The sequence below is a fragment of the Streptomyces melanogenes genome (assembly GCF_014649795.1).
Lineage (GTDB): Bacteria > Actinomycetota > Actinomycetes > Streptomycetales > Streptomycetaceae > Streptomyces > Streptomyces noboritoensis.
The window spans coordinates 428,568-440,817 of sequence record NZ_BMTS01000001.1; the positions used below are offsets into that span (position 1 = coordinate 428,568).

At 73.7% G+C, this 12,250-nt stretch carries 12 protein-coding genes; 7 read left to right on the top strand and 5 right to left on the bottom strand.

Annotation, left to right across the window (positions count from 1 at the left end; translation table 11 throughout):
• Window positions 1-37 precede the first annotated feature (37 nt).
• The 3 genes from IE252_RS01945 to IE252_RS01955 form a co-directional block, all read right to left on the bottom strand.
• Window positions 38-1,429: a hypothetical protein gene (locus tag IE252_RS01945; RefSeq protein ID WP_190087444.1), complete on the bottom strand. Its 1,392-nt coding sequence runs from the start codon at window positions 1,427-1,429 to the stop codon at window positions 38-40.
• Window positions 1,430-1,649: 220 nt separating this feature from the next.
• Window positions 1,650-2,675: an SDR family NAD(P)-dependent oxidoreductase gene (locus tag IE252_RS01950; protein WP_190087445.1), complete on the bottom strand. Its 1,026-nt coding sequence runs from the start codon at window positions 2,673-2,675 to the stop codon at window positions 1,650-1,652.
• 34 nt (window positions 2,676-2,709) lie between these two features.
• Window positions 2,710-4,077: an amidase gene (locus IE252_RS01955; RefSeq protein ID WP_190087446.1), complete on the bottom strand. Its 1,368-nt coding sequence runs from the start codon at window positions 4,075-4,077 to the stop codon at window positions 2,710-2,712.
• A 158-nt stretch (window positions 4,078-4,235) separates the two neighbouring features.
• Between IE252_RS01955 and IE252_RS01960 the strand changes: the two genes are divergently transcribed.
• The 4 genes from IE252_RS01960 to IE252_RS01975 all read left to right on the top strand — a co-directional run bounded on the left by IE252_RS01960 (window position 4,236) and on the right by IE252_RS01975 (window position 7,901).
• On the top strand, window positions 4,236-5,057 hold the full coding sequence (locus tag IE252_RS01960) for a maleylpyruvate isomerase family mycothiol-dependent enzyme (protein WP_190087447.1): 822 nt from the start codon (window positions 4,236-4,238) through the stop codon (window positions 5,055-5,057).
• Between the two features lie 167 nt (window positions 5,058-5,224).
• Entirely contained in the window at window positions 5,225-5,743 is a 519-nt protein-coding gene (locus IE252_RS01965; RefSeq protein ID WP_190087448.1) for a hypothetical protein, read from the top strand.
• 69 nt (window positions 5,744-5,812) lie between these two features.
• On the top strand, window positions 5,813-6,304 hold the full coding sequence (locus tag IE252_RS01970; protein WP_190087449.1) for a hypothetical protein: 492 nt from the start codon (window positions 5,813-5,815) through the stop codon (window positions 6,302-6,304).
• 91 nt (window positions 6,305-6,395) lie between these two features.
• Window positions 6,396-7,901: an alpha/beta hydrolase gene (locus IE252_RS01975; RefSeq protein ID WP_190087450.1), complete on the top strand. Its 1,506-nt coding sequence runs from the start codon at window positions 6,396-6,398 to the stop codon at window positions 7,899-7,901.
• Here the strand turns inward: IE252_RS01975 and IE252_RS01980 are convergent.
• The gene (locus tag IE252_RS01980; RefSeq protein WP_190087451.1) at window positions 7,898-8,341 is read right to left on the bottom strand and encodes a MarR family winged helix-turn-helix transcriptional regulator; all 444 of its coding nucleotides are present in this window, start codon (window positions 8,339-8,341) and stop codon (window positions 7,898-7,900) included. The genes IE252_RS01975 and IE252_RS01980 overlap by 4 nt on opposite strands.
• A 118-nt stretch (window positions 8,342-8,459) precedes the next feature.
• On the opposite strand from IE252_RS01980, the gene IE252_RS01985 reads away from it, so the two are divergent.
• A complete protein-coding gene (locus IE252_RS01985; protein ID WP_190087452.1) occupies window positions 8,460-8,960 on the top strand; it encodes an allene oxide cyclase barrel-like domain-containing protein in 501 nt (166 codons plus the stop codon).
• Window positions 8,961-9,038: 78 nt separating this feature from the next.
• Complete coding sequence (locus IE252_RS01990) at window positions 9,039-9,671, top strand: NAD(P)-dependent oxidoreductase (protein ID WP_190087453.1); 633 nt, start codon at window positions 9,039-9,041, stop codon at window positions 9,669-9,671.
• A 31-nt stretch (window positions 9,672-9,702) separates the two neighbouring features.
• Here the strand turns inward: IE252_RS01990 and IE252_RS01995 are convergent, their stop codons facing one another.
• Complete coding sequence (locus IE252_RS01995) at window positions 9,703-10,755, bottom strand: hypothetical protein (RefSeq protein ID WP_190087454.1); 1,053 nt, start codon at window positions 10,753-10,755, stop codon at window positions 9,703-9,705.
• A gap of 273 nt (window positions 10,756-11,028) precedes the next feature.
• Here IE252_RS01995 and IE252_RS02000 point away from each other — a divergent pair, with 273 nt between their 5' ends.
• Window positions 11,029-12,228 (top strand): MFS transporter, encoded by a 1,200-nt coding sequence (locus IE252_RS02000; RefSeq protein WP_190087455.1) that lies wholly within the window; start codon window positions 11,029-11,031, stop codon window positions 12,226-12,228.
• The last annotated feature ends 22 nt before the right edge of the window (window positions 12,229-12,250 follow it).

The following is a 12,250-nucleotide window of genomic DNA, read 5'->3' on the forward strand; positions in this document are numbered from 1 at the left end:
AGTCGCCTTCCGGCCCACTCACACCTGTCGGTGGCGGTTACTTCTCGGCGTGCCCGCTCGCCAGCGGCCACTCCTTGTGGAGGGCGCCGAGCGGGATGCGGCGCTCGATGACCGGCGTGCCGAACAGGGACAGCTGGAAGTGGAGCTGGCCGCTCAGGTCGAAGCCGCCGTAGACGGCCCAGGCACCGGAGACGGACGCCTTGCCGTCGCTGGACGCGGTCGCCTTGGCGTCGGCCTCGCCGCGCAGATAGGGGGCGAAGTCGGCGCTGACGCCGACGGCCCCGTACAGACCGACCGAGGCCTCGGCGCCGAGGGCGCCCTTGACGCGCCCGGCCGCGGCGACCGTGGCGGTCACCGGCGTGCTGTGCACGGCGGAGGTGCTGACCGGGGTCCAGCCCTTGCCGGAGGCGTAGCTGCCGCCGACGCGGAAGTCGCCCTTGACGTCCTGCTGGACGTCGAGCGTGACGCGGCCGTCGGCCTCGACCTGGACGTAGCAGGTCAGGTCGAGGTTGACGACGACCGGGACCGGGCCGACCTGGATGACGGGCGCGCTGTGCAGCTTGGCGAAGGGGATGCGCTTGGGGGCGCCGGTGCTGGCGGCGGCGCGGCCCTTGAGGGCCCACTGCGAGGACCAGTCACCGCTCATGCCGAGGAACGCGGAGCGCGGTCCGAAGCCGCCGGAGCTGCCGTCGTACGAGAACTCGACCTCGGGGGCGAGCTGGACGAAGCCGGAGACCGAGGCGCCGGCCGAGGCGGGCGCGTCCTTGGCGGTGTCCACCGCGGCGTTCACGTCCAGGCGCAGGTTGCCCAGCGGCAGCTTGGCGCCCTTGGGCCCGAAGGTGAGGCCCTTGCTCTTGGCCCAGGAGAAGGTGACGCCCTTCATCAGGGGCTCGACCTTGACCGAGGACGGGTCGACCGGGACCTTGCCGTCGGCCTTGTCGTCCTTGAGGACCGAGGCGAGCGTGGTGGAGGCGGTCTTCACCTCGGTGCCGTGCTCGGTCTTCCCGACGACCTCGGTGACCTTGGCGAGCAGTCCGTTGGGGGCGCCCGGCGCCGGAGCGCTGGCGATGACGTCGCCGACCGCGACGGGCTTGTCGGGCGCGGGGGAGTGGCTGGGACCACCGGTGTGCCGCTGCGGGGCGCTGGATATGACGGCCCGTCGGCTCGTCTTGTCGTAGGAGGCGACCTTCAGCGAGGACTTCTCCGGGTGGCCCTTGCCCGTGCGGGTGCGGGCCACGGCCGTCCGCGCGGACGCCTCCTGCGGCGCGGCGGCCACGTCGAGCTGCTGCGTGCCGTCGGCGGCCGCCGCGGTGGTGGCGGTGCTGCCCGGCTGCGCCGCACTGCTGGTTCCGGTCGAGGAGCAGCCGGTGGCGGCGAGGGCCAGAGTGGCCAGGCCGGGCACCAGGAGGCGTGTGGTGAACGTGCGCACGTAGATGTGACCTTCGGATGGGAGGAGGGGGGTCGTTACTCGGGAGTAACGCGAAGGCCGATCATGCCATGTGCGCCCGGCGCCAGTCATCTTGACGGCCCGCCAACTCGCGTGCGACGCGGGACGGTTGAAGCTTCATTTACGTAGGTGGGGGTGGTCCCACGCGGGGGCGGCTCCCGACCGCCGTCGGGGATGCCCCCGGCGGCCCCCCGCTCCGACGTCAGGCGCGCTCCGCGAACGCGTCCACCCCGGTCAGCTCGGCGGAGAGCCGCCACAGCCGGGCGGCCTGCTCGGGGTCCGTGGCGTGGGCGCTGACACCGGTGGTGAGTTCGTCGCGCGCCACCTTCCCGTCGGCGTCCACGGGCTCCGCGATGTCGCAGTCCTCGCAGTAGACACCGCCGAGGCCCGCCAGCCGGGGCGAGGTCGCCGCCCATACCTGGGTAGCCGCACCCTGCTCCGGCGTCTTGAACGAGCCGGAAACGTTGCCCTCCTCGTCGACCCAGCCCGCGTCGAGCATCTCCTCGCGCGAGACATGGCGCGTCAGCGGCGTCAGGATCTCGCCGGGATGCAGCGCGAACGCCCGCACGCCCGCGTCCCGTCCCAGCGCGTCGAGTTGGACGGCGAACAGCACGTTGGCCGTTTTGGCCTGCCCGTACGCCAGCCACTTGTCGTACCCCTGGGTGAAGTGCACGTCGTCCCAGCGGATGCCGGAGAGCTGGTGGCCCCGCGAGGACACCGCCACCACCCGAGCCCCGCCCGCCGCCAGCGCCGGCCAGAGGCGGTTGACCAGGGCGAAGTGGCCGAGGTGGTTGGTCGCGAACTGCGTCTCCCAGCCCGCCCCGACCCGGGTCTCGGGGCAGGCCATGACCCCGGCGTTGCCGACCATGATGTCGATGCTCCGGCCCGACGCCAGGAAGCGGTCGGCGAAGGCGCGGACACTGTCGAGGTCGGAGAGGTCCAGGGTGTCGACCTCGACGGCGCCGGTGACGCCTGCCAGTGCCTCCTCGGCGGCGGCGCGCCGCCGGGCGGGCACCACCACCCGGGCTTCGGCGGCGGCCAGCGCCCGGGTCGTCTCCAGGCCCAGGCCCGAGTAGCCGCCGGTCACGAGGGCGAGCTTCCCCGTGAGATCGATGCCGCGCAGCACCTCCTGCGCGGTGCTGCGGGGGCCGAAGCCCGATCCGATCCCGCGCTGAGGAGTCGCCGTGGTGGTCGTACCGGTCGTGTGAGATGTCGTGCGCGTCGTCATGCCGCAGACGCTACGAATTGGAGTGCGCTCTCAGTCAAGCCCGGCTCTGATTGGCGGCCGGTGCGGTGCGCGTCCATGGTCGTGCCTGCTCCAACTGGGCCACTACATCGAGGAGTTGGTGTTCCGAGCCGGGGCGGCCGACGAGCTGGACGGAGCCGGGCAGGCCCGTCGCCAGCGTGCCGAACGGCAGCGCGAGGGCCGGGTTGCCGGAGAGGTTCCACGGCGGGGTCATCGGCGAACAGGCCGTGTTGACCAGGATGTTGGCCAGCCAGCCGCGCTCGTGCCAGGCGTCGGCCGCCGGGCCGCGCCGGGCCAGCGCGGGCGTGAGCAGCACGTCGTACTCCTCGAAGAAGGGCGCGAGCCGCTTGTTGAGCGCGCCCCGGTGGTCCGCGCGCAGCATCCCGAGCCGCCCGGCGGCCCGCCCGACGGCCGCGTGCCGCCGGGTGCGCGGGGCGAGCAGCCGCGGGTCGAGCCCCTCGGCGTCCTGCGCGGTGCCTCCCGTCCAGCGGGCCAGGATGACCGTGCCGAAGGTGAGGGGGTAGGGCGGATGGGCGGCCGACACCCGGTGCCCGGCCTCCACCAGCACCCGGGCCGCCTGACGGGCGAGCGAGGCGTACGCACCGCCGACGCGCACCCCGGCGATCGGACTGCGCGTGGATACGGCGATCCGGAGCCCGCGCGGCGGGTCGGCCGACTCGTCGGCGCCGGGCCCCGGCTCGCCCGCGAGCACCGAGAACATCAGCCGTGCGTCGGCCGCCGTCGTCGCCAGCGGGCCGTTCTCCGACATCCCGAACCAGGCGCCGCCGAGGCTCGGCACCCGCCCGGTGCCCGGCTTGAGGCCGATCAGACCGCAGTGCGCGGCCGGGATCCGCAGGGACCCCATGCCGTCGTTGCCGAGCGCGAGCGGAACCAGGCCCGCCGCGACGGCGGCCGCGCTGCCCCCGGAGGAGCCGCCCGCCGTACGCGACGGGTCCCAGGGGTTGCGCGCGATGCCGTGCACCCCGTCGGTGGTTCCGAAGACACACAACTCCGGTACGTGCGTGAGCCCCACCACCACCGCACCGGCCGCCCGCAGCCGGGCGACCGTGGCGTGGTCCTCGGCAGCGAGGGTGGTCGGGGTGGCGGCGGAGCCGTTGCGGGTGGACTCGCCGCGTACGGGCAGGTTGTCCTTGACGGCCACGGGCACGCCCGCGAGCGGCAGCCGGGACAGGTCCGTACGCGCCCCGACCTCGTCCGCCTCCGCGAGCGCGGCGGTGGCGCGCACCACGCGGAACGCGCCGACCCGGCCATTGCGTGCGGCGATCGCGGCCAGGTGGTCGGCGACCACCTCGCGGGGTGTGACCACCTTCTGCCGCACGGCCTCGGCTATCTCGGTGGCGGTCCGGCCTGCCCACTTGGTCACGGTGGCTCCTCGGCGCTGCTGGCTCGGTCACGACGGACGAGAGGCCACTGTGTACGACCCGCGCGCCTCCTGTCGATACCCGTGGATCTTCGTCGCCGCCGCGATCGGACCCGCCCGGCCCTGGACAGGCGGCACGGCCTGGGGCAGGCTCCGGCGCCATGAGCGCACACCAGTCGAGTGGGAACACCTTGCCGCCGGGGCTCGGTGACGCGATACGCGCCACCGCCGAGGACATCGCCGTGCTGTTGCGCGGGGCCCGCGACACGAGCGTCCCCGTACCGGGTCTCGAGTGGATGCTGGGGGAGACGGCCGCCCACCTGGCGCAGGCCAACCAACTGATGGCCGAGATCGCGGCGGGGCACGAACGCGGCCACGGGGACGGTACGCCCGGGAGCATCGCGGCGGCCAACGCGCGGGCCCTCGCCGAGTTCGGTGAACGGGGGGCCGAGCCGCTGGCCGCGACGATCGTGGCCCAGGCGGTGGCCTACCTCGACGCGGTGGAGGCAGCCGACCGGGGCGCGGCCGGGCCACTGGCCACCCCGATGGGCACCATGGACCTGCCGACCCTGGGCGCGTATCTGCTCACGCACATGCTCGGCCACGGCTACGACATCGCCCGTGCGGTGGGCCGCCCGCACATGCTCGACCGGCGGCGCGTCGGGCTGACCCTGCCGTTCATGCTCGCGGCGATGCCCCGGGTGGTGGACGCGGGCGCGGCGCGGGGGTGCAACGCGCGGTACACCGTACGACTGTGGGGCGGCGCCCGGTTCGGCGTGGAGTTCACCGAGGGCGCGGCCACGGTGGGTGAACGCCCGCTGGAACGCCCCGACTGCACCATCCACATCGAGCCCGTCACGTTCCTGCTGATGGCCCTCGGCCGTGTCGAACCCCGCGCGGCCATCGCCCGGGGCCGCGTCCTGACGTGGGGCCGCAAACCCTGGCTGGCACCGCGCTTCCCCACCCTGTTCAAGGCACCCTGAATCGGCGGCGGGATACTTGGCGGCGACATACCCGGCGGCGCGGCCGTGCCCACGGCCCGTCCCCAAAACCCGCCCTGCCCCGCCTTTGAACAGGAGTCTTCTTGTCCCCGCAGCAACCGTCCCAGCGAACCACCCGAACCACCCGGAGCCGTACGGGAGCACGTGCGGTGGTGCTCGCGTTGGCCCTGCCGTTGCTCGCGGCCGCCGTCGCCGCCCCCGCGCAGGCGGAGATACGTCCTGCGGCCCCCGCCTACTCGGCGCCCGCCACGGCCACCGTGACGGAGGGGCAGATCCGGGAAGTCGCCCGGGGTGGTGTGCTCACCTACCCCTCCGTCACCAGCTGTCTGACGGTCACGGTCCGGCTGCGCGGCGGCGGCCTGGTCGGCGCTCACGCCAGCCTGTTCCAGGTGCCGGGTGAGCTGAGGTCGGACGAGATCCTGCCCGCCCTGCGCAAGGCCGTGGCGGGGCGCCCGGTCGCCGCCGTCGAGGTCCGGGGTGCCGTGGGCGCCTGGCACCCCGGCTACTTCACCCGGGCGATCGAGGCGTACGGCGACGGGGAAGCCATACCGCAGCCGCAGGGCCGTGACTTCGACGGCTTGGCCAAGGCGGTCGCGCTCGGGCTGAAGCAGCCGCGTGGATCGGTGACGGTCGAGGACGTGCCGGACGGCGACCAGATCGTGCGCTGACCCGGTGCCTAGCGGCCGCACCCCGAAACCGGGGTGCGGCCCGCCCGGCGGGATGCCACAGTCACCCTCGTGACCTTGCTCCCCCTCCTCGTCGACTTCGCCACGACCGGCCGCATCGGGCCGCTGCACTGCGGAATGCCCCTCACCGAGGCCGAGAAGCTGCTCGGCCCCGGGCGGCCGCACCCGATCATCCAGATGAAGGGCCCGGACACCGACGGCTATCCGTACGTCTGGGGCGGTCTGGAGCTCGTCGTCACCCGACACCGGGTCAGCGGCATCTGGATCCGACTCTGGCCGGGGTCGACGGTCGCGCTGCCGCCCCTCGTGCTGCCGGACTCCGGCTCGTACGAGGCGACCGTGCTCCGCGAGGACCTGCTCGCCGCACTCGACGCCGCGGGCTGCCGCCACGAGGTCAACAGCGTCCTCACCTTCGACGAGCAGTCGAGCGTCTATACCCGGCCCGCCGACGTCTGCGCGGTGTTCGGCATGCCGGGCCGGGACAACCGGGTGCCGGACCGCGACCGGTTCTACCTCGAAGCGCTCCACAAACACACCGTGTGACGCGGCCCGTGCACGGCCCGGGGGCTACCCCCACCCCGGTCGTCCTGCCTGCCGGATGGGATCACGCGTACCGCTCAACCACCCTTGTCTCATGACGACTTACCGCCACAGAGGCCTCGCGATCGCCCTCTCCCTCGCGGCCGCCACCACGGCCCTGACCGCCACCGCCGTCCCGGCGGCCCAGGCCCGCTCCGCCGGCGCCGAGGCACCCGTGCTCGACTGGAAGCCCTGTGCCGACGACACGACCGGGCGGGAGTGCGCCCAACTGCCCGTGCCGCGCGACTACGCCGACCCGCAAGGACCGAGCCTCACCGTCGCCGTCTCCCGGCTGCGCAGCGACCACCCGGACAAGCGGCGCGGAGCGCTCGTGCTGATCCCCGGTGGGCCGGGCGGATCCGGGGTGCGGGAGGTGGCCGAGCGGGGGGCCGCGCTGCGCGAGGAGACCGGCGGCGCCTACGACATCGTCGGTCTCGACCCGCGCGGCGTGGGCGGCAGCACCACCGCGAGCTGCCAACTCTCCGACGACGACCGGATGCTGGTGAACCTCCGGTCGTGGCCCGGCCCCGGCGGCGACATCAGCGAGAACGTCGCCAGGTCCCGCCGCATCGCCGAGGCCTGCCACCGCAACGGCGGCGCGGACCTGCGCAGCTTCACCTCCCGCAACGAGGCCCGGGACATCGACCGCTTCCGCCAGGCACTGGGCGAGCGCAAGCTGTCGGCGTACGGCGTCTCGTACGGCACCTATGTGGGCGCGGTGTACGCGCAGATGTTCCCGCAGCACACCGACCGCTGGGTGCTCGACAGCAACGGCGACCCCGACCCGACGCGCGTCGAGCGCGGCTGGCTGGCGAACATGGCACCGGCGGCCGACCTCCGCTTCCCGGACTTCGCGGCCTGGGCCGCCGACCCGGCCCGCGAGGCCCAGGGGCTGCGCCTTGCCGAACGCGCCGAGGACGTACGGCCGTTGTTCATTGCCCTGGCGGCGAAGCTGGACGCGGAGCCGAGGAAGACGACGGAGGACGGTGTCCTGCTGACCGGCAACCAGCTGCGCCAGGCGCTCCAGCTGGCCCTGGAGTCGGACGGCTCCTTCCCGATGCTGGCGCGGCTCGTCAAGGCGGCCCGGGACCCGAAGGCGGTCCCGGTCCTGCCGCCGCCGCTCGCCGGGCCCCTGAGCGACCAGGACGCGGCGGCCGTCGTGGCGGTGCTCTGCAACGACGTGAGCTGGCCGAAGTCGGTCCCCTCGTACGAGCGGGCCGTCGCGGCCGACCGGATCCGCCACCCGCTCACGGCGGGCAGCCCCGTCAACGTGCTGCCCTGCACCTTCTCGAAGGACGCGCCGGTCGAGAAGCCGGTCCGGATCACCGACGAGGGACCGTCCAACATCCTGATGATCCAGGGCCTGCGGGACCCCGCGACGCCGTACTTCGGCGCTCTGAAGATGCGTGAGGCGTGGGGCGACCGGGCCCGCCTGGTCACGGTGGACCACGGCGGCCACGGGATGTACCTGGACAGCGGCAACGCGTGCGGCGACCGCGCGGTCACCACGTTCCTCACCACGGGAGTGCGTCCCGAGCGCGACACGTACTGCGCGAGCTAGCTCGCCGCGTCGGTGTCCCGCAGGGTGCGCAGGATGCGCTCCAGGGCGTGGCGGTCGTCGGGGGAGATGCGGCCGCTGAAGTAAGTGCGCAGTGCGCCCACGTGGCTGGTGAGCGCGCGCTCCAGGGCCCGTTCGCCGTCCTCGGTCAGGACGGCGAACGCGGCCCGCCGGTCGTCGGGGTCGGGCTCGCGCCGGATGAGCCCGGCCTCCTCGATGCGGTCGGCGAGGCGGGTGAAGCCGCCGGAGCTGAACGAGACCGCCGCCGCAAGCTCGCTCATCCGCAGTGCGCGCCCCGGGGTGCGGCCCAGGCGCAGCAGCACCTCGAACCAGGTCTCGGGCAGCCCGAGGTCCTGGTGGAGCAGGGGTTTGAGGCGGGAGTACGCCTCCACGAACAGGCCGTACAGCGTCACGTCGTCGTCATCCAGGAGTTGTCGCTTCACCGCACCAGGGTGGCAGAAAACCGCTCCCACCGGCAGAACCTGCCCTTGCAGTATCTGCTGATGCAGACATATTGTCTTCCTCGGCAGATAATTCTTTTGCACATATGTGGAGCTCGTCATGCGCAAGCGCACCCTTCCCGCCCTCGGCGTCGCCGCGGCCACGGCCGGCGTCGTCGGCGTCGTCCTCGCGATCAGCCCGAGCACGGCCGGGGCCGCCCCGTCCGGCGCGCCGCACTCCCTGAGCCTGGAGGTCGTCGAGAAGGGCACCGCGATCAACATGGTCGACGTCGCCCCCGCCGACTCCGCCCTCGGCGACCAGCTGATCGGCACCGGCGACCTGATCGGCACCGGCGGGCGCAAGGTCGGCACCAGCAGCTTCCAGGGCATCTCCACCGACGCCAAGCCGCGCACCTCCGAACTCCTGACCTTCGTCTACGACCTGGGCGACGGCAGGATCACCACCTCCGGCACCGCGAAGCTCTCGGCCACCGGGCCCGTCTTCGACGAGCAGTTCGCCATCACCGGCGGCACCGGCAAGTACAAGAACGCGCGCGGCCAGGTGCGGGTGCTCCAGGAGACCGTGGAGCAGGCCAAGGTCACCTTCGACATCCAGCTCTGACGGCTCCGGCAGGCGCACCGCCCCAGACCTGGAACCCCGTAGACCCCGTACACCCCGACAGTCCGGAAGAAGATCCCCATGGCCACCGCCCCCCTCAAGATCGTCGTGCTCGGCGCCACCGGCATGGCGGGCGGCCGCATCGTCACCGAGGCGCTCACCCGCGGCCACCACGTCACCGCCACCGCCCGCAGCCACGCCCAGGCCCCGGCGCACGACCGCCTGAACCGGCTCGCCGCCGACGTCACCGACCCCGAGGTGCTTCCGCAGGCCGTCGCCGGTGCGGACGTCGTCGTCAGCGCCCTTCCGGCCCAGCGCGTGCTGCCGCTGCTGCCCCGGCTCACCGAGCAGGTACGGACGTCCGGCGTCCGGGTCGCCTTCGTCGGCGGCGCGGGCAGCCTGCGCCACCCGGACGGCGGCCGGGTCATCGACCAGCCGGGCTTCCGCGAGGAGTGGAAGCCCGAGGCGTCCGCGCACGTCGAGCTCCTGGACCAGCTGCGCACGCTCCCCGACGACGTCGACTGGACCTTCCTGAGCCCGTCCGCGCTGTTCCTGCCGGGCGAGCGCACCACGGCGTTCCGGATCGGCGGCGACGACCTGCTCACGGACGCCGAGGGCGCCTCGCGGATCTCCGCCGAGGACTACGCCATCGCGCTGCTCGACGAGATCGAGACCCCCGCCCACCGGCGCCGCCGCTTCACCGTGGGGTACTGAGTCCGCCGCGGGGCGCTGAACCGCTCGTGGTTCAGCTCGTGAACCCGATGTGCACGTGGTCGTGGTGGGTGGCGTCGGAGAAGAACTGGTTCGCGGTCGCACCGCCCGACAACTGGACGGGGCCGCCGACGTTGTACGAGCCCGCCGCGGCCGCCGCGCGCATGAAGCCGGTGATCAGCGCGCGCGAGGTCGCCGGGTCGACCACCGGGTGCCCGTCGACGCGCCAGACGTCGAAGGCCCGCCCGGGCGGATGGTCGCTGGGGCGGTCGGTGCCGAACACGTCGAGCGGGTGCCCCGAGCGCACGACGCTCACCGACATCCGGTAGTCGACCGCGAGCCGGAGCATCGCCCGCAGCACGCTCTCGTGCACCTTCCCGCTGCGGATGTCGGCGGCCGAGGCGGGCGGCAGCTCGATCCGGGGCTGGGCGAGCACCGCCTTCGCCGACGCGCCGAGGGGTACCGGAGGCCCCGGGGCGGCGGGGTGCAGCGAGGTGACCTCCCAGCCCGACGAAGTGCGGCTGAGCCGGACGTCGACGGTGGTTCCGCCGCTCCGGACGGCCGTGCCGGTCCGGGTGCTCTGCTCGCACACGACCAGCACGCTCGCGGAGTCGGACAGGATCCCGCCGTACTGGGCGTCGATCACCCGGACCACCGCCTCGTCCGCCGACGGTGTCAGCGACCCCGCCTCGGCGGCGAGCCGGGCCGCGGACGCTGCGGGGATGCCGAGCGCGGCGGCGCGGGCGGTCGCGCCGCGTACACCGCCCTGCCCGGCCCGCCAGGTCCCGAGCGCTTCGACGAGGCGGACGGCCGCGGTCTTGGCCGCCGGGGTGACCTCGCCGGACCCCGGCCGCCACGGGACGGGCGAGGGTAGGGGCGTGCCTGTCTCCTTGCTGGGCAAGGGAGTTGGAGCCGAGGTCGTCGGCTGCCGTGTGCCGGGACCGGACGGGGAGCCCGTGGCCTTCGGTGTCTTCGTACCGTCCGAGCACCCCACGGCGCCGGCGCACCAGGCGGCCGTTCCCAGGAGCAGCGCGCGGCGTCCGAGCGGCCCCGGCCGCTGCTCGTGGATCGGGGGACGACGGGCCATGACCGCTCCTCTGACGCACGGCGAACGACGCACACCGCGCGGATCGCCTCGGGGCCTTCGGGGTGCCTCCACTATCCGTCAGACGAGCCCGGCGGCACGGCACATGCGGGGGGCGACTACTCCGTACGCGTCGGGCTGCCGTCCCGTACACGGTTGGCCGTCACGGCCCCGACGTTGTCGTCGCAAACTCGCCGGACCCGAGCCGGGGGTGGCTGCTGGACTGTGCCGTCGGAGAAACGACGTACACCAGCTACGGGACGGGACCACCCCACCATGACCACAGCCACCACCCTCTCTACCGCCACGGACCCGGCCGCGCGGCGACCAACCCTCGGGGGATGGCTCGCGGTGCTGTCGGTGATGGCGGGCATCTTCTCGATCGTCACCACCGAGATCCTGCCGATCGGCCTGCTGACACCGATCGGGGACGACTTCGGTGTGTCGGACGGCACGGCGGGGCTGATGATGTCCGTCCCCGGAATCGTCGCCGCGGTCGCCGCTCCGGTCGTCACCCTGAGCACGGCGCGGATCGACCGACGTGTGGTGCTGTGCGCCCTCGTCCTCCTGCTCGCCGTGGCGGACTTCCTGGCCGCCGCCGCACCCGTGTACTGGGTGGTGCTCGTCTCGCGGGTGTTGGTCGGCGTCATCGTCGGCGGGTTCTGGTCGATCGCGGCCGGTCTCGCCGAACGCCTGGTGCGGGCCGAGTCGGTGGCGCGGGCGACCGCAGTGATCTTCGCGGCCGTCCCCCTCGGGTCCGTCCTCGGTGTGCCGGTCGGCACCTTCATCGGGGACCACGCCGGATGGCGCACCGCCTTCGTGGTGATGGGCGTCATGTCGGTGGCGGTGTTCGCCGCGCTGCTCCTCGTGGTCCCGCCGCTGGCGCCGGTCCGGGCCGTACGCCCGGCCGCGCTCGGCTCGTTGCTGCGCCACGGCGCCGTCCGCCGGACCCTGCTCATCACCTTCCTGACCGTCCTGGCGCACTTCGGCGCGTACACCTACGTCACACCGTTCCTGGAGGACGTCACCGGTATCGGCGCGGGTGCGGTCACCGGCCTGCTGTTCCTGTACGGGGTCGCGGGCATCGCGGGCAACTTCCTGGGCGGCGTCCTGGTGGCCTCGCGCCCGCGCGCCGCGTTCGGCACCGCGACCGCGCTGATGGCCGGTGCCACCCTGCTGCTGCCGGTGCTCGGGGGTTCACCGGCCGGGGCCGTGGCGCTGCTCGTCGTCTGGGGCATCGGCTACGGGGCCGTACCGGTCTCGACGCAGGTATGGTTCGCCCGGGCGGCGCCGCACGCGCCGGAGGCGGCCGCGGTGCTGTTCACCGCGTCGTTCCAGGCGACGCTCTCGCTGGGGGCGCTGGCCGGTGGCGCGGTCGTGGACCACACCACACCGTCGGTCGTCATGGCCCTGGGCGGCACGGTGGTGGCCCTCGCCACGGCGGTCATCGCGACGGCGAAGCGGCCGACGGTCTGAGCGTCGCGTTCCCCGGGACGGC